The sequence below is a fragment of the Candidatus Pelagibacter sp. RS40 genome (assembly GCF_002101295.1).
Classification (GTDB): domain Bacteria; phylum Pseudomonadota; class Alphaproteobacteria; order Pelagibacterales; family Pelagibacteraceae; genus Pelagibacter.
Genome location: NZ_CP020778.1, coordinates 462,106 through 479,784, shown reverse-complemented (window position 1 = coordinate 479,784; position 17,679 = coordinate 462,106). Strand labels below are relative to the sequence as shown.

General features: G+C 28.6%; 17 protein-coding genes. 12 read left to right on the top strand and 5 right to left on the bottom strand.

What is annotated here, in order from left to right; all coding sequences use genetic code 11:
- Positions 1–16: 16 nt before the first annotated feature.
- Together B8063_RS02565 and B8063_RS02560 are read right to left on the bottom strand one after the other, a co-directional pair.
- Complete coding sequence (locus B8063_RS02565) at positions 17–1,057, bottom strand: 1,9-bis(guanidino)-5-aza-nonane synthase (protein WP_085069154.1); 1,041 nt, start codon at positions 1,055–1,057, stop codon at positions 17–19.
- Positions 1,057–2,235, bottom strand: coding sequence for a type III PLP-dependent enzyme (locus B8063_RS02560; RefSeq protein ID WP_085069152.1), 1,179 nt, complete (start codon positions 2,233–2,235; stop codon positions 1,057–1,059). The genes B8063_RS02565 and B8063_RS02560 overlap by 1 nt, the downstream gene beginning before the upstream one ends.
- Positions 2,236–2,381: 146 nt before the next feature.
- Here B8063_RS02560 and B8063_RS02555 point away from each other — a divergent pair, with 146 nt between their 5' ends.
- Positions 2,382–2,945 (top strand): ActR/PrrA/RegA family redox response regulator transcription factor, encoded by a 564-nt coding sequence (locus B8063_RS02555; protein WP_085069150.1) that lies wholly within the window; start codon positions 2,382–2,384, stop codon positions 2,943–2,945.
- Here B8063_RS02555 and B8063_RS02550 read toward each other — a convergent pair.
- Entirely contained in the window at positions 2,938–3,489 is a 552-nt protein-coding gene (locus B8063_RS02550; RefSeq protein ID WP_085069148.1) for a biotin transporter BioY, read from the bottom strand. The two genes, B8063_RS02555 and B8063_RS02550, sit on opposite strands and share 8 nt — an antisense overlap.
- A gap of 97 nt (positions 3,490–3,586) precedes the next feature.
- Between B8063_RS02550 and polA the strand changes: the two genes are divergently transcribed.
- From polA to B8063_RS02515, 7 genes are read left to right on the top strand one after another with little or no spacing between them, the layout of a single operon-like run.
- Positions 3,587–6,361: a DNA polymerase I gene (polA, locus tag B8063_RS02545; RefSeq protein ID WP_085069146.1), complete on the top strand. Its 2,775-nt coding sequence runs from the start codon at positions 3,587–3,589 to the stop codon at positions 6,359–6,361.
- Between the two features lie 51 nt (positions 6,362–6,412).
- Positions 6,413–7,111, top strand: a complete 699-nt coding sequence (locus tag B8063_RS02540) for a response regulator transcription factor (RefSeq protein ID WP_085069144.1) — start codon at positions 6,413–6,415, stop codon at positions 7,109–7,111.
- The gene (locus B8063_RS02535) at positions 7,111–8,643 is read left to right on the top strand and encodes a HAMP domain-containing sensor histidine kinase (RefSeq protein ID WP_085069142.1); all 1,533 of its coding nucleotides are present in this window, start codon (positions 7,111–7,113) and stop codon (positions 8,641–8,643) included. The genes B8063_RS02540 and B8063_RS02535 overlap by 1 nt, the downstream gene beginning before the upstream one ends.
- A gap of 44 nt (positions 8,644–8,687) precedes the next feature.
- Positions 8,688–9,974, top strand: coding sequence for an adenosylhomocysteinase (ahcY, locus tag B8063_RS02530; protein WP_085069140.1), 1,287 nt, complete (start codon positions 8,688–8,690; stop codon positions 9,972–9,974).
- Positions 9,958–10,446: a tRNA (adenosine(37)-N6)-threonylcarbamoyltransferase complex ATPase subunit type 1 TsaE gene (tsaE, locus tag B8063_RS02525; RefSeq protein WP_085069138.1), complete on the top strand. Its 489-nt coding sequence runs from the start codon at positions 9,958–9,960 to the stop codon at positions 10,444–10,446. Before ahcY ends, tsaE begins: the two co-directional genes overlap by 17 nt.
- The gene (locus tag B8063_RS02520; RefSeq protein ID WP_085069136.1) at positions 10,427–11,362 is read left to right on the top strand and encodes a phosphotransferase; all 936 of its coding nucleotides are present in this window, start codon (positions 10,427–10,429) and stop codon (positions 11,360–11,362) included. Before tsaE ends, B8063_RS02520 begins: the two co-directional genes overlap by 20 nt.
- Positions 11,359–12,042: a sugar phosphate nucleotidyltransferase gene (locus B8063_RS02515; RefSeq protein WP_085069134.1), complete on the top strand. Its 684-nt coding sequence runs from the start codon at positions 11,359–11,361 to the stop codon at positions 12,040–12,042. The genes B8063_RS02520 and B8063_RS02515 overlap by 4 nt, the downstream gene beginning before the upstream one ends.
- Here the strand turns inward: B8063_RS02515 and B8063_RS02510 are convergent.
- Entirely contained in the window at positions 12,039–12,752 is a 714-nt protein-coding gene (locus tag B8063_RS02510) for a 2,3-bisphosphoglycerate-dependent phosphoglycerate mutase (RefSeq protein ID WP_085069132.1), read from the bottom strand. The two genes, B8063_RS02515 and B8063_RS02510, sit on opposite strands and share 4 nt — an antisense overlap.
- Before the next feature lie 30 nt (positions 12,753–12,782).
- Between B8063_RS02510 and B8063_RS02505 the strand changes: the two genes are divergently transcribed.
- From B8063_RS02505 to B8063_RS02490, 4 genes are read left to right on the top strand one after another with little or no spacing between them, the layout of a single operon-like run.
- Positions 12,783–13,160: a VanZ family protein gene (locus B8063_RS02505; protein WP_085069130.1), complete on the top strand. Its 378-nt coding sequence runs from the start codon at positions 12,783–12,785 to the stop codon at positions 13,158–13,160.
- The gene (locus tag B8063_RS02500; RefSeq protein ID WP_085069128.1) at positions 13,147–13,455 is read left to right on the top strand and encodes a DUF1476 domain-containing protein; all 309 of its coding nucleotides are present in this window, start codon (positions 13,147–13,149) and stop codon (positions 13,453–13,455) included. The genes B8063_RS02505 and B8063_RS02500 overlap by 14 nt, the downstream gene beginning before the upstream one ends.
- Positions 13,427–13,936 (top strand): thermonuclease family protein, encoded by a 510-nt coding sequence (locus B8063_RS02495; RefSeq protein WP_085069126.1) that lies wholly within the window; start codon positions 13,427–13,429, stop codon positions 13,934–13,936. The genes B8063_RS02500 and B8063_RS02495 overlap by 29 nt, the downstream gene beginning before the upstream one ends.
- Positions 13,937–13,951: 15 nt before the next feature.
- Positions 13,952–14,551 (top strand): transglycosylase SLT domain-containing protein, encoded by a 600-nt coding sequence (locus B8063_RS02490; RefSeq protein WP_085069124.1) that lies wholly within the window; start codon positions 13,952–13,954, stop codon positions 14,549–14,551.
- Here B8063_RS02490 and B8063_RS02485 read toward each other — a convergent pair.
- On the bottom strand, positions 14,548–17,670 hold the full coding sequence (locus B8063_RS02485; protein ID WP_085069122.1) for an efflux RND transporter permease subunit: 3,123 nt from the start codon (positions 17,668–17,670) through the stop codon (positions 14,548–14,550). The two genes, B8063_RS02490 and B8063_RS02485, sit on opposite strands and share 4 nt — an antisense overlap.
- Between the last annotated feature and the right edge of the window lie 9 nt (positions 17,671–17,679).

Below are 17,679 nucleotides of genomic sequence, written 5' to 3'. Positions count from 1 at the left end.
ATTATATGATATTAAATTAAAATATTTTTGAGAAATTTTTTCTCTCTCTATTTTTCCACTCACCTTTATGGAAAGCATCACTTGCAATTAACGGCAAAACAGTTGTTGCTTCAGCAAAAACCATTTGTTCTTTTGTTACGTCAACTTTACCCCATGAACTTGCTTCTTTTAAAGTTGAACTGCTGCAAGCACCATCTCTAGAATCTGCAACTGTAATTTGCACAGCATATTTATGCATAGCCACATTTTTACCAAGCAGTTCAGCACATATGACCGTATCTTGAATAAAATTTTTTGGAACACCTCCACCAATCATAAATAAACCAGAACCTTCAGATCTAATTTTTATTTCTGTTAATTCTCTAAACTCTCTTATTGCATCAATAGTTATGTGATTCTTTGGATTTCTTTCTTGATGCATTACTAATCCAAAACCAGCGCTGGAGTCTGTAAAAGCAGGGCAAAAAATTGGTACATTATTGTCGTAAGCCATTTCTATTAACGACCCTTTTTTTTTAGAATTTGTTTTTAGATATTTTCCTATTTCCTGAATAAATTCTCTTGAAGTGTAACTACGAGGCTCTAAAGTATCTGCAATTTCTCCGATAATTTTATCACACATTTGAAGTTGATCTTCATCTATGTAGGTATCGTATATTCTATCAATATAATTTTCTCTAAGCTCCGTATCATCCTGAAATTGAGAACCTTGATAATGTTTAAAGCCCAAAGCCTCAAAAAAATCCATATCAATTATAGAAGCTCCAGTTGCAACTATTGCGTCCACCATATTGTATTTAACCAAATCTCTATACACATGCATACATCCTGCTGCAGAGGTAGATCCAGCTAAGGTTAAAAAAATTGTACAATCTTTATCTTTCAGCATTTCATTATAAATATCTGCTGCATTGGCAGTTTCTCTTGATACAAATGACATTTTTGACATCGAGGATATAATTTCTCTTGCATCGAACTTTGTGATGTCAATGTGCTCAACCTCCTTGCTCAAGAGGTCTTTTTTTCTATTATGTGATAAGTTTTTGTTTTCTGACATTATGCAACAAGAAACTCTTTCATAGTTTCTTTGTTATACATTGTCATAATTGGATCATCTTCTACTTCAAATATCTGATCAGAATAAAAACCATTAAATTGAGTTCTAAATGTTAAACCATATGCTCCGAGTTGACCTAACTCGATATAATCGTTTTCCTTAATATTGTTTGGCAATATGAAAGGACCTTTCATATAATCCATACTATCACATGTTGGACCATAAAAATCAAAAGAAGTTAACTTTTTTGATATTACTCTTCCATTTTTAATTACTCTTGATGGATAAACAATATTAGGTGTTCCTGCATCAAATAAAGTTCCATACGTTCCATCATTGATATACAATTTTTGTTTTTTTCTTAAGTTTACTCTTACAATTGTAGATCCACTTTCCGCAACAAGCGATCTACCAGGTTCACAAATTATTTCTGGCAGTTTTTGAAGTTTTAAATTTTTTAAACCTTTCTTTATTTCATCAAAATAAGATTGCATTGGCTGCGGTACAAGATCTGGATAAATTGTTGGAAATCCACCGCCGACGTTTATTATGTCAGGAACAATCTTTGTTCTTTTAATTATATTTCCTATTTCTGAAATTCCTTTTGCATACGAAATTGGATGCATGCATTGAGAGCCTACATGAAAACTTAAACCAAGTTTGTAAGCATATTGTTTACCAAGCCTTAAAAGACCTGCTGCTTCTGATGTTATAGCTCCAAATTTTTTGGATAAATCAATTTCAGCATGTTCATTTGAAACAGAAACTCTTACAAATAATCTTAAGTCTTTCGCGTGATTTGTGCTTTCAATAATTTTTATTAATTCATCTTTTGTATCTAATGCAAAAGTTTTTATATTGTACTTAAAATATGCTTCCTTTATATCCTCTCTACTTTTTACGGTATGCATGTAAGAACATTCAACTTCAGGATTTAAATTTTTTATTGTTTCGATCTCTTTAATTGATGCAACATCGTAGTGCTTTATTCCGCTATCTAATAATGTTTGCAAAACTACTGGATGTGGATTTGTTTTGACAGCGTAAAGGATTTTACCTGGAAATTTATTTTGAAAGAATTTAGAAGCTAATCTTATAGAATTTCTTCTTATACAATATACCGGTTCTGTTGGTTTCAGTTGGTTTACAAGCTCGTCAACTGACTTAAATTTTTGCATTTAAAGCTCCAAAAAAAAATTTAACAAAAAAAACTCGCATAACTGCTATGCAAGTTTATATAAAACGAGCATTTATGCTGAAAATGAGCCAATGTAAAGTAAAAATATATACTTGAAATAATTTAGAATGTTTCCATATAAGGCCCATGGCTGAAGCTGAGATAGTAAAAAAAATAGCAGAATTTGAGGATAAATCTCTATTAATTGTAGACGATGATAACCCATTCAGAGAAAGACTTGCAAGAGCAATGGAGAAGAAAGGTTTCTCCGTTTCACAAGCTGAAGGTGTAAAAATTGGAATAGAATCTGTAAAATCCAAAAAGCCAGCCTTTGCAGTTGTTGATTTAAGATTAAATGATGGGAATGGACTTGAAGTTGTAAAAGAAATTCAAAAAAATAATTCTGAGAGCAGAATAGTAATGCTAACTGGATACGGCAATATTCCAACTGCAGTTGCAGCTATTAAAGAAGGTGCAATTGATTATCTTGCAAAACCAGCTGATGCAGATGACGTTGAAAAGGCATTGCTTGCAGACCCTAACAAAAAAGCTGCTCCACCAGAAAATCCAATGTCAGCAGATAGAGTAAAATGGGAACATATCCACAGAGTTTTTGAGCTTTGTAATAGAAATGTTTCTGAAACTGCAAGAAGATTGAAAATGCACAGAAGAACTCTGCAAAGAATTCTCTCTAAAAGATCACCTAGATAAACCTTCTAAAATTTTTCAACTTATTAACAATCAAAGTAAGCAGAAGTATTTTAAGTGTTTCCGCATAAACAAATGGCAACAAGCCTAATTTAAATATTGGTTTATCCCATCCAATTAGGGTACCAAGCCACAATAAACCAAATAGATAAATAATTGAAATTGAAAATAAAATTTTAAAAAAATTAAAAATATAGTTTTTTGTATATTTCAAATATCCAGCAATGACTGCAGCAAAAATAAATCCAATTAGATAGCCCATTGTTGGACCCATAAAATATGATATACCAACTCCCTTCTCAGGAGAATTAGAGAATACAGGCAATCCAGAAATTCCCTCAATTAAATATAAACAAACTGCAACAGCACCAGCTTTATATCCAAATGTTATTCCTAACAATATTACGACAAAAGTCTGCATTGTCATTGGAACAGGATAAAATGGGATTTTAATTTTTGCCGATATAGTTAATAATATTGATCCAGCAAAAGCAATTATGATGTATTTAAGTACTTTGTTACTGTAAATATTTTTAGCTATTTCCATGCTTAATTGATACAATTATAATAACAATAAATCTACACTTTTGTTAACAAGTTATTTTAAAATTATTAACTTATATTAATTTAAGCTAAAATATTAAATGTCAAAAATTAAAAAAGACGATAACTTTTATTTAATTGATGGATCTGGATATATTTTCAGAGCTTATTATGCACTTCCACCGTTAACAAGAAAAAGTGATGGCTTGCCTGTTGGAGCTGTTAGTGGATTTTGCAACATGCTTTTTAAACTTTTAGAAGATGCTAAATCAAAAGATAATAAGGATAAGCCTAGCCATTTTGCAGTGATTTTTGACTCAGCAAGAAAAAATTTCAGAAATGAAATTTACTCTGAATATAAGGGAAACAGATCTGATGCTCCTGATGATTTAATCCCACAATTTGATTATATAAGAAAATCAGTGCTTGCTTTCAATCTCCCTTCTATTGAATTAATAAATTATGAAGCAGACGATTTGATCGCTACCTATGTAGAGCAAATTTTAGAAAAAGGTGCAAAAGCAACAATAGTTTCCTCTGATAAAGATTTAATGCAGCTTTATAGGAAAAATGTGAGAATTTATGACCCTATGAAGAATAAATTTATAAATGAGGAGGATGTTCAAAATAAATTTGGAGTTGAAGCTAGAAAGGTAATAGATGTTCAAGCTTTAGCTGGAGACAGTACTGATAATGTCCCAGGTGTACCAGGCATTGGAGTTAAAACCGCAGCTGAATTAATCAAAGAATATGGAAATTTAGAAAATTTACTAAAAAATGCAACCAAAATTAAACAGAATAAGAGAAGAGAAACATTAATTGAAAATAAAGATAAAGCAATAATTAGTAAGAAACTTGTAACATTAAAAAAGGATGTTCCAGTTAAAAATAAAATCGAGGAATTTAAATTAAAGGAAATTGATAAACAAAAACTTTATAATTTCTTAAGAGAAATGGAATTTAATAGACTATTAAGTTCTGCAATTTCAACTTACGGAGAAACTGATTTTTTAAAGAGCAAAAATAAAAATACTGATGAAAAAAATAATGCGAAAATTACAAAAGAAAACTATCATTTAATTAAAAATGAGGTGGAGCTACAAAAATGGTTAAAAGCTGCAGAGGATAAAGGGGAATTTGCTATTGATACAGAAACTAACTCATTAGATGCCCATCAAGCAAAACTTGTTGGAATTTCTATATCCCACACGATTGGTAAAGGCTGTTATATTCCGACAGGACATAAAAATTTCAAAAATTTGGATGAAAAAAAAATTTTAAAAATATTAAAACCTTATTTAGAGGACAAAAGTATTAAAAAGATCGGTCAAAATATTAAGTTTGATTATATTATTTTTAATAAAAGAGGAATAGATATTAATTCTTTAGAAGATACGATGTTGATGTCTTATGTTTTAGATGCAGGAAAAAATAGACACAACATGGATACACTGGCTGAAATTCATTTAGGACATAAAACAATTCAATTTAAAGATTTAGTAGGTACTGGAAAAAAACAAATAAATTTTTCAGAAGTAGATGTGAATATAGCCAAGGATTATGCAGCTGAGGATGCTGATATTACATATCGATTGTACAAAAACTTTTTAAAGTCTTTGAAAGAGGAAAATCTTTTAAATATTTATGAAATTTTTGAAAAACCATTAGTTAAAATTTTAGCTAAAATGGAAATAGAAGGTATTAAATTAGATGAAAAATCACTTAAAAACTTATCTTCGAAATTTGAAAAAAAAATAAAAAGCCTAGAACAGAAAATATTTAAGCTCTCTAAAAAAGAATTTAATATTGGTTCTACCAAGCAGCTTGGTGAAATAATGTATAATGACTTAAAAATTGCCTCATTAAAAAAAACAAAAAAAGGAAGTTTTGCAACTAGTGCTTCTGTTTTAGAAGATTTAGCTTTCAAGGGTTATGATTTTCCAAAATTAGTTCTTGAGTGGAGACAAACTAGCAAACTTAAAAATACTTATTCAGATACTCTTCCTGAACACATAAATAAAAATACAAAAAGAATTCATACATCTTTCCTTTTAGCTGCTACAACAACTGGAAGACTGGCATCAAGTGATCCAAATTTGCAAAACATCCCAATTAAAACTGAAGAAGGCAAAGATATAAGAAGAGCATTTATTGCTGAAAAAAACAAAAAACTTATTTCTGCAGATTATAATCAAATAGAAATGAGAATCTTAGCAGATCTAGCAGATGTGAAAGAGTTAAAAAAAGCATTTAATAATAATGATGATATTCACTCTCTTACAGCAAGCCAAGTATTTGGAACTGAAATTAACAAAGTTGACCCAGATATGAGAAGAAAAGCTAAAGCTATTAATTTTGGAATAATTTATGGAATATCGCAATATGGTCTTGCAAAACAAATTAACGTTTCAAACGTCGAGGCTGAGGAATTTCTTAACTCTTATTTTTTAAAATTCCCTGAGATAAAAGAATATATGTCTGAAACAATAAAGTTTTGTAGAAAAAGCGGATTTGTAAACAATATTTTTGGAAGAAAAACACACATTACCGGTATTAATGATAAAAACTTTAACGTAAGAAATTTTCAAGAAAGAGCAGCAATAAATGCGCCAATTCAGGGGTCAGCATCAGAAATAATGAGGATGGCAATGATTAGATTAGATGACGAGATTAGCGATAAAAAAAATAATAATCTAAAAATGCTTTTACAAATTCATGATGAGTTAATATTTGAAGTAGAGGAAAAAAATATTATTAATAGTTCAAAAATTATAAAAAAAATAATGACAAGTGTAAAAGATAGTAACCTGCACTCATTCTCAATACCTTTATTAGTAGACATAAATTCTGGTGATAATTGGGGACAATTACATTAGAAACATTTAATTGCCCAAATTTAAACATTTTAGTATTTTTATAAGTGAATAATGAAACAAACAATTGCACTAGTCGATGATGATAGAAATATCTTAACTACTTTAAGTATTGCACTTGAGAAAGAAGGATTTCAAATTCAAACATATTTAGATGGAGAAAGTGCTCTAATAGGTTTGTCAAGAACGCCACCTGATCTTGCAGTTATAGACATTAAAATGCCAAGAATGGATGGAGAAGAATTGTTAAAAAAATTAAGAAAAAAAACTTCAATGCCTGTAATTTTTTTAACTTCAAAGGATGAAGAAGTTGATGAATTGCTTGGATTAAAACTTGGGGCCGATGATTTCGTAAAAAAATCTGGTGGATTTTCTACGAAAATTCTTATTGAGAGAATTAGAGTACAACTTAGAAAAAAAGATAATAAAATTGAAGAAAATAAAAATATCATTTCTCACGGTAAATTAAAATTAGACCCCTCACAATTAGAGTGTGAGTGGGATGGAAAAGAACTACCAGATAAATTAACAACGACAGAATTTTTAATAGTTAAAGAACTGTCAAAAAGACCTGGTATAATCAAAGAAAGATCTCAATTAATGGATGTTGCATATAGAGAAGATACTGACATTGAAGATAGAACAATAGACAGCCATGTAAAAAGAATAAGAAAAAAATTTAAGAGGATAGATCCTGACTTTTCAGCGATTGAAACTAGATACGGAAGTGGATATCGTTGGAATGTTAAATAATGTTGAGTCGTTTTCTTAAAAATTTATCAATACTAAAAAAATTTCTATTTATTAATTTTTTGGTATTTTTGATTATTGGTTTACTAACATTAATTTACCTTAATAGAATTCAACCTACATTAATAAAAACTAAGACAGTAAATCATATTAATACACTAGACAATACAATTGAAAATTTGAATAGATTACAAGTTCAATTTAATGAGGAAGAGGTAAAAAGTTTTCTTTTTTCTACTAGGTTTTTGTTTCAAAGTTTAGATAGAGTTCAGTTTTTTGATCTCAATTTTAATCTAATTGGAGATACGGACACTCTTGATCTGGACCCGCGAGCTTTTTCCCAAAGATTAGATATAGTTGAAATGAATAACCTCAACGAAAACGAACAAAATAATAAACCAGAAAAAAAAGAGGAAAATTTAAAAAAAAAAGTTAAAATTTTGGAAAATTTAAACATTTATAAAAGTTCAAAAAATTATGGACAACCCTTTACATTTACTTCTGATAGTTACGATCAATTTTTGTTAACAACTTTGAAAAATGTCATAATAGATAATAGAGAAGTTGGTTTTATTGCAGTTACAGAAAACGCAAATGATGTAAAAGCTGTAATTAACGAACGTAAAGTGTTTATAGTTAGAACAGCAATTTTAGTTGGTATAGTAATTATAATTTTTTCATTTGTTATGAATAGATATTTTTTAAAGCCAATAAAAAATTTGGTTATTTATACAAATTTAATAAAAGAGAAAAGTAGTCAAGAAACAAACATAAAATCAATTCAGAATAGAAATGATGAAATTGGAACTTTATCAAAATCATTGGGAGAAATGACTGATGAATTACATCAAAGAATTACAACAGCAGAAAATTATTCAACAGACTTGTTGCATGAAATAAGAAATCCGCTAGCATCTTTAAAGAGTGCATCAGAAATTATATCTGAGACTGAGGATAAATCACAAAGACATAAGTTAGTAAAAATTGTTTCTCATGATGTTGAAAGAATTGAGAGATTAATTACAGATTATTCACAAATGTTGAGAGATGAGGCTGCAATTTCCTCCGAAAAGATGAAAAAAATCAACTTAGCTGAGGTAGTAAAATCAGTCGTTGATGATTTTAATAGCGTTTATGACACTAAAAAATCTATAGCAATTAATTTTAAGACAAATGGCCAAAATAATTATGAAATTCTTGCTATAGAAAATCGAATTGAACAAATTATAGCAAACTTATTAGAAAATTCGATTTCATTTAGTGAGAAAAATCAAGCAATAGATGTTGAGCTAGCAAAAAAAGAAGAGGATAAAATTACATTAATAGTTTCAGACGAAGGGGTTGGTTTTAATGAAAATGATACAAATAAAATTTTCAATAGATTTTATAGCAATAGACCTGAGAAATTTGGTGAGCATTCAGGTTTAGGACTAAATATAGTAAAAAATTTAGTAGAGATACATGGTGGCGAAATCACCGCATCTAATAATGAGGATAAAGGTGCCAGAATTGAAATAAATTTCCCAAAAGCTTAAATCTTTGTTGATTAATTTTGTTAAGTTGTTAAAAGCCTCTTCTTATGGAAGATTATAAAGTAAAAGATATATCTGAAGCAGAATTTGGTAGAAAAGAAATTTCATTAGCAGAAACAGAAATGCCAGGCTTAATGGCATTAAGAGCAGAGTATAAAGGTAAAGAACCTTTAAAAGGTGCAAAAATTGTTGGCTGTTTACATATGACAATCCAAACAGCAGTATTAATTGAAACACTAGTTGAGCTTGGAGCTGAAGTAAGATGGTCTTCGTGTAATATTTTTTCTACCCAAGATCACGCAGCTGCTGCAATTGCAAAAGCTGGAATACCTGTTTTTGCATGGAAAGGTGAAACAGAGGAAGAATATTGGTGGTGTGTAAAACAAACTATTGAAGGAAAAGAAGGTTGGAAACCAAATATGATACTTGATGATGGTGGAGATTTAACAGCCTTGATGCACAAAGATTACAAAGATTTATTAAAAGATATAAAAGGTTTGTCAGAAGAAACTACAACTGGAGTTTTAGCTTTGAAAAAAATGGAAAGCGAGGGAACTTTACTTGTACCTGCGATAAATGTAAACGACTCTGTTACAAAATCAAAATTTGATAACCTTTATGGTTGTAGAGAAAGTTTAGTTGATGGAATAAAAAGAGCAACTGACGTAATGATGTCAGGAAAAGTTGCTATCGTAGCAGGTTTTGGTGACGTTGGAAAAGGAAGTGCTGCATCGCTTCGTCAAAGTGGTGCAAGAGTTATGGTTACCGAAACTGATCCTATATGCGCACTTCAAGCTGCAATGGAAGGTTATGAAGTAGTATTAATGGATGATATGATCAAAGAAGCAGACATTGTTGTAACAGCTACTGGAAACAAAGATGTAGTTACAGCTGATCACATGAGAGATATGAAAGATAGAGCTATACTTTGCAATATTGGACACTTTGATAATGAAATTCAAGTTGAAGCACTAAAAAATTATAAGTGGGATGAAATCAAACCGCAAGTTCATGAAATTACTTTGCCTAGCAATAAAAGAATAATTTTACTTGCTGAAGGTAGACTGGTAAATCTTGGATGTGCAACAGGGCACCCTAGTTTTGTAATGAGTGCATCATTTACAAATCAAGTAACTGCTCAAATTGAACTTTGGAATAATTCAGATAAGTATGAAAAGAAAGTATATGTTTTACCAAAACATTTAGATGAAAAAGTTGCAAGACTTCACTTAGAAAAAGTTGGGGCTAAATTAACTAAGTTATCTGAAGATCAAGCTCAATATATTAGCGTAACTACAGAAGGACCATACAAGCCTGATGCGTATCGCTACTAAAAGTAGCAAGTTAAATATTTCTAAATTAGAAAATACCAAAAAAATCGCAGATATTTTTGCAAAAAATATTTTCAAGGGTAATGTTATTTTATTTTATGGAGAGGTTGGGGTAGGCAAAACAACCTTTATTAAATTCTTGGTAAATAGTCTTGAGAAAATAGACAAAAAAAATATTTCAGAAATAACAAGCCCCACTTTTAGTTTGATGAATCAATACAAATTAAACAAATTTGATATACATCATTACGACCTTTATAGACTTAAGAGTGAAAAGGATATTTTGAGTTTGAATATTTTTGAAGATATTTCTGATAAAATTGTATTAATTGAATGGCCAGAAATATTAGGTGAACATAAACCAAAAAACACAATTGATATAAATTTTGAGTATGGAGAAAATTTTAACTCAAGGTATTTAACAATATCAGCTTATGAAAAATTAAAAATATTTGATGAATTTAAATCATTATAAAAAATTATCAGGAGACGCATCCTTTAGATCCTTTTATCGCTCAAACAAATCAGTCATTGTTTATAGTAAAAAGGATCCAAAAATAAATCTATTAATATATGATGCAATCAATAAACTTCTTTTAAAAAATAAAATTAACGCTCCTAAATTACTAAAAGAAAATTATGATAAAAATTATATAGAGATAGAGGATTTAGGAGACGAAACAATTTTAAGTATATTAAAAAGAAAAAAAGCTAAAATTAAAATATATAAAAAAATTTTTTTATTACTTATTAGAATTCAAAAAATTAACAAAGAAAAAACTTTAACTTTTAAAAAAAGTTATTACCACTTACCAAAATATTCTGAGAAAAAATTAATTGATGAAGCAAACTTATTTACTCAGTGGTATCTACCAACAAAACTAACAAAAAACGAGATAAAAAAAGTAAAAAATAAACTAAATAAAATTTTTAAAAAATTGTTATCAAAGTTAAAAATTAAAAAAAAAGTTTTAGTGCACAGAGATTTTCATATTTCAAATATTATGTTTCATAAAAATAAGCTATTTTTAATTGATAGTCAGGATGCGGTATATGGAAATCCTGCTTATGATTTAGCATCTTTAATAGATGATGTAAGGTTTAAAACAACTCGAAATTTTAAAAATCACTTACTTCAAACATATTTTAAACTTGAAAAAAAAATTAAAATTGAAAAATTAAAAAATGATTTTGAAATATTATCTGTTTTAAGAAACTTGAAAATAATTGGTATTTTTACGAGACTATCATTAAGAGACAAAAAACATAAATACTTAAAATTGATACCCTATGCATGGAAATTAATTCAAGATAGATCAGAAGATATAAAATTTGAAGAGCTTAATATTTTATTAAATAATTACATCCCAGAAAAGAAAAGACTAAAATGAGGATATCAACAGGGTTAATTTTGTGTGCAGGTTTTGGTAAAAGAGTTGCTCCTTTAACAAATACTACTCCGAAACCCCTTCTCCAAATTAAAAATGGTACATTATTAGAAAACTCTATAAATTTTTTAAAGAAATGTGGAATAAAAAAAATTAAAATTAATACACATTATCTATCAGATGAAATCGAAAATTTTATTAAAAAAAAAAACTATAAAAATGAAGTAGAATTATTTTTTGAAAAAGAAATTTTAGATACAGGAGGAGGTATTAAAAATTTGGCAAATAATGATACTGATGAAAATTTTTTAATTATAAACCCAGATACAATCTGGAAGGATAATTATTTAATTGAAGTAGAAAAAATGAAAAAATTTTATTTTGATAAAAATTTAAGTAACATTTTGATGCTTGTTAATAAATCTAGAAGTTTTGATAAAAGGTTTAAAGGCGATTTTACTTTAAAAGATAATTTAGTATCTAAAGAGAATATAAACAACTATATTTTTACTGGGTGTCAAATTTTAAATAAAAATATTTTTACAAGTATTAATAAGGATAAGTTTTCAATTTCTGAAGTTTGGGACAAAGAAATTAATAATAAGCAGCTTTACGGCATCGAAAGTGTTAACGAATTTTTGCATGTTACAGATCTTGATATTTATAAAAAATTAAGTTCTTAAAATTTGATCAGGTTTTTCGCTCTACTTTTGTCTAGATAAATTGCATTAGTTAATTTTTTTTCATTATTAAATGTTATTTTCAAAGGATTGCCAGTTGGTATTTCTAGTTTAGTTACTTCATCATTATCTAGTTCAAATAAAAATTTGCACATTGATCTTATTGAATTTCCGTGGGCAGAAACAACAATATTATTATCCAATTTATTTTCGATTTGTGACTTATAATAAGGAATTACTCTTTCATAGGTATCCTTTAAAGACTCAGTATCAGGCACTTTTTCCCTTGGAATGTCTTTATAAGTTTCAATATTTAAAGGATGATAAGGGCTATTTTTACTCAAAGGTTGAGGTGGAGTATCCCAAGATCGTCTAAAAATGTGAACTTGCTCTTCTCCTAATTTTTTTTTCATTTCATCTTTATTTAAACCAGTTAAGGCTCCATAATGTCTTTCATTTAACTCCCAAGCTTTTATAATTTGATCGTCTTTTTCTCTGATTGTGTTTAAGATAAGCTTAAGAGTATCTATAGATCTCCTTTGATAGGAGCTAAAAAAGTAATCAATTTTAAAATTTAATTCTTTTATAAGTTCACCTGCTTTACATGCCTCAAGTTTGCCTTGTGGAGAGAGTTCGACATCAACCCATCCTGTAAACTTATTTTGTAAATTCCATTCACTTTGGCCGTGCCTAATTAATATTAGATGACTCATTTAAATATATTTAATATAGATTATTTCTAAATGTTAAAGACTTCTTTTCATGTAATAAATATTCTTTTAATAATATTTTATTTATATCCTGGCTCTATTTTAGGTTGCTATTTTTATAATGATTGTAACATCCAACCTGGTTTGACAAAAGATTTTATAATTTCATCTAATCATTTTTTTGTTTTCTTAATTTTTGGATTAATTGCATTTATTGCATTTTCAAAAGAAAAAAAAATTATAATGGTATACGTATTTTTTATTTCTATTTTTTTAGAAATAATGCATTTTTTTATTCCAATCAGAGCATTCGAAATAAAAGATTTATTCGGAAATCTTATTGGTGTAATAATATCTCTAATAATATTTAATTCATTTAATTTTTGGAGAAAAAAATATGGACTCTTTTGATGATAGAAAAAAAGGTTTTGAAAAAAAGTTTGCTCATGACGAAGAAAAAGAATTTAAAATAAGTGCGAGACGAAATAAGTATCTAGGAGAATGGGGATCAAAGATTATGGGATATAGCGAGGAGCAAACTAAAGAGTATATTCAATCAGTTATAAAAGCAGATTTTGCAGAAGCTGGTGACGAAGATGTATTTAGAAAAATTAAAAGCGATTTAGAAAGTTTTAATGTTTCAGACGACGAAATTCGTAGTAAAATGAATGAGATGAATGAAAAGGCTAAAGAAGACTTTAATTAAATTATTCATTACTTTTTTATTTTGTAGTAATTCTTTCTCAGATACAGAACAAATATCCTCAAAAAATGTTTTAGTAATAGATGGTGACACAATTATTTTAAATAAAAAAACAATCAGATTTTCAGGAATTGATGCTCCAGAAAGTTTTTTTAGAGGTAAGAAACAAACTTGTAAGCTTGAAACTCAAAAAATTTTTTGTGGTGAAATTTCAAAAAAAAAACTAACTCAAAAAATCGATAATCAAATTGTAAAATGTTTGATTGAGAAAAATAATGACAGATATAATAGAATTCTTGCAGAATGTTTTGTTAATAATGAAAGTTTATCGGCTTATATGGTGAAAAGTGGTTACGCATTTGATTATGTTAAATATTCCAAAAAAAAATACCAAGAATATGAAAATTTTGCAAAAAAAAATAAACTTGGATTATGGAAAACTAAATTTGAATATCCATGGGTATGGAGAAAAAAAAACAGATAATTTATAAACTAGTTAGTGATTCGATCAAAAAAATTAATAGTTTTAATTTCGTTTTTACTTATATCCGCATGCTCATCAGTACCAAAAAATACATCTGATGGTTGTTCAATTTTTTCTGAAAAATATTTTTGGTATAAACATGCAAAAAAAACAGAGAAGAAATGGGGTACCCCAGTTTATTTACAACTAGCAATCATTAAAATGGAATCTGATTTTGATTGGTTGGCAAAGCCACAAAGACAAAAAATTTTTAAGGTTATACCTTACAAACGTCCTTCAAGTTCTTTTGGATACTCACAAGCTGTCAAAGGAACGTGGAAACAATATAAAGAGGAGACTGGAAATAAATTTGCATCAAGGGCAAGATTTAAAGATAGTGTTGATTTTATTGGGTGGTATACAAACAAAACAAAATCTATACTTAAAATACCTTTAGATGATAGTTTCAGACAATATCTTGCTTATCACGAGGGATGGGGTGGATACAAAAATTACAAAAAAAATCAAAAGGTTATCATTTTAGCAAAAAAAGTAGAGAACAATTCAAATAGATATAAAAAACAACTTAATGAATGTAAAAATTCCTTATCAACTAAAAGATATATTATTTTTTAGTTTAATTGTTTTTTAAGCTCCAAATCTACAGCATCTATTCTTTTAGTATTTTTCGCAAGAGCCAAATACATTGTTGGAGTTATATACAATGTAAAAAATGTTGAAATTATCATTCCACCTAAAATTGTTGATCCGACAGCTAATCTTGATCCTTCACCTGCTCCAGGTCCAATGTTTCCAATAACCAAAGGTAACATTGCAATCATAGTACTTAAAGAAGTCATAATGATAGGTCTTATTCTAAGTTTACAAGCATCTTTAATTGCTGTTTCTATTTTTGCACCTGTTCTTCTTATTTGGTTAGCATAGTCAACAATTAAAATACTGTTTTTTGTAGATATACCAATTAAAATTACTAGAGCGATTTGTGAAAAAATATTTATTGAACTATTTAAAAATAAAATAAATATTAATCCTCCAAACACAGCAAGTGGAACTGTTAAAATTATGATGAATGGATGAATAAATGAATTGAATGTAGCAGCCATAACTAAATATGCAGTAATTAATGCTAAAGCAAAAATAATAAATATTTCATTGCTAGTTTCCTTCAATTCCTCTGATTTACCTTTCCAAGTAATTTGATTTTGTGGCGCTAAATTATTCATTGTATTTTCTAAGTAATTCATTGCCTCAGCTAGACTATAATTTTCGTCAATTGCTGCAGATATGGTAACAGCTCTTTGTCGATTATACCTTGGTAAAGTCTCTGCTGTACCTTTCTCCTCAAACTCAACTAAACTTGCTAAAGATACGAGTTTACCACTTGTTTCTGATCTAACATGTATTTTTGAAATTCCATCTTTATTTCTTCTATCTGCAAGATATTGTTGTAAAATAATAGGATATTCTCTTCCCATTCTATTAAATGATGTAACTCTTTTTCCACCGTAAAAAGTCTCCAAAGTTCTCCCTATTGTCTCCGTAGAAACACCTAAATCTTTTGCTCTATTTTTATTTGTAATTAACTTAACTTCAGGTTTATTTTTTGTGTAATCACTCTCAATTCTCGAAAGATTTCTATTTTTTCTAAGAGTTTGAATTACTTCATTTTGAATTTTCTCTAGCTCCTCATAACTAGTACCATAAATAACCATTTGAACTGGTTTGTTGTAATTAGATACTCTTATAGATTGCGGAGAAATTGGAAAAGCAAAAGCTTGTGGAACTGTAACTATCTTTCCAATAGCTTCTCTTAAAACTGTCTGACTTCCTTTTTTCCTATTTTTCCATTCATCTAGTAATGCTATTATAATGAAACTGTTGTATGTGGTTGCTGATTTACCAAATCCTGGAACACGCATAATTAATCTTTCATAAGGACTATCTTCAGCTTCAAGAAGTTTTAATAATCTACTTTCAATAATTTGTGCCTTATCTTGAGTGTATTCAAAAGAACTTCCCTCATCTGTTGAACCAATTATTAAATATGCACCTCGATCTTCAATAGGGATTAATTCCTTTTTGGTAAAATTGAAAAGGAAAATAGACCCTAAGACTACAAATATTATAAATCCTGATATTATCTTTTTTTTATTTAACCAATATCCCAAGGTTTCGATGTAACCTTCAGAGAAAGATTTAAATAAATTATTAAACTTTTTAACAAATAAACCTTTTTTTTCTTTTTTACTTAAAAATTTGCTACCTAACATCGGAGACAGGGTAAGAGCAACAAATGAGGAAACAACAATTGAAAAAGATAAAGCTATAGCAGTTTCTCTAAATAATGTACCTGAGATACCCTTTATAAAAATTAGAGGTAAAAATACCGCCACTAAAATTAATGTTGTTGCAATAATTGCAAAGGTAATTTGTTTTGATCCCTTATAAGCAGCAACTAAAGACGTTTCTCCTTTTTCAATACGAGTATAAATTGCATCAGTCATTATAACAGAGTCATCTGTTATAATTCCAATTGCTAGTATAAAACTTAGCAGCACGAAAATATTTATTGATAAATCAAAAATATATAAACCCAAAAAAGATCCAATTAAACTTACTGGAAGTGCAATTGCAGGCACAATGACAGCTTTTAAATTTCCTAAAAATAAATAAATGATTAATACAACTAATACAAAAGCAATTATTAAACTTTTATAAACTTCTTGAATAGCAGTTCCAACATAAGTTGCTCTATTAAATGCAATCTCAAGATTTAAACCATCTGGCAATAAGGGTTTTATTTCATTAATTTTTTTTTTAATTTGATTAGATAGTTCAACTGTAGAAGCACCGCTTCTAGCATAAATACCAATTCCTACAGTTTTTAAATTTTTTGCATTTTTTCTCTGAGCTTTAAACAGAGTTTTTTCTGAGACAGGTCCAAATTCTATATTTGCGACATCAGATAATAATATTGCTTTATCTTTAACTTTTTTAATTGGTAGTGATTTTATTGTTTCTATATTTGTATAAGATTTATCAATGTTTAAAGTTAAGTCTCTATTATCTGCTTCTAAAGTACCAGCAGGAAGATCAACATTCTCATTTCTTAAAGCTCTTTCAACTTCTTGAATAGTTAAATCGTTTGCAGCTAATTTAATTGGATCAATCCATACTCTAACACTTAATTCTCTTAGACCACCGACTAAAATTCTACCAACATTTGGTACACTTGAAAATGCATCCACAAGGTATCTTTCAGCGTAATCCCCAAGATCTAAATCGTTCCATGTAGGAGATGAAAGACTTAGCCACATAGTTGTAGTAAATCCTGCTGCTCTTTTTAAAATTTGAGGCGGACTAGACTCACTTGGTAAATTATCAACTACCCTTGATACTCTCTCTCTAATGTCGTTAGCGGCATTGTCTAAGTCTATATCGGTATTAAACTCAATATTAATTCTACTTCTGCCATTTAAGGAAGTGGAATCTATGTTCTTAATCCCTTCAGCACCCCCTATTACATCCTCAATTTTTTGTGTAATTTCCTCATCAATAATTTCAGTAGAAGCTGATTTATAATCTGTTTGAACTTGGACTACAGGTGGTTGAATTCCCTCAGGCAGTTCTCTTACTGGAAGTTCTGAGAAAACAAACATCCCAAAAATAACCAATACTAAGGACATCACCCATGCTACTACCGGTCTTTTAATACTTATTTCTGTAAGATTCATTATAAATGT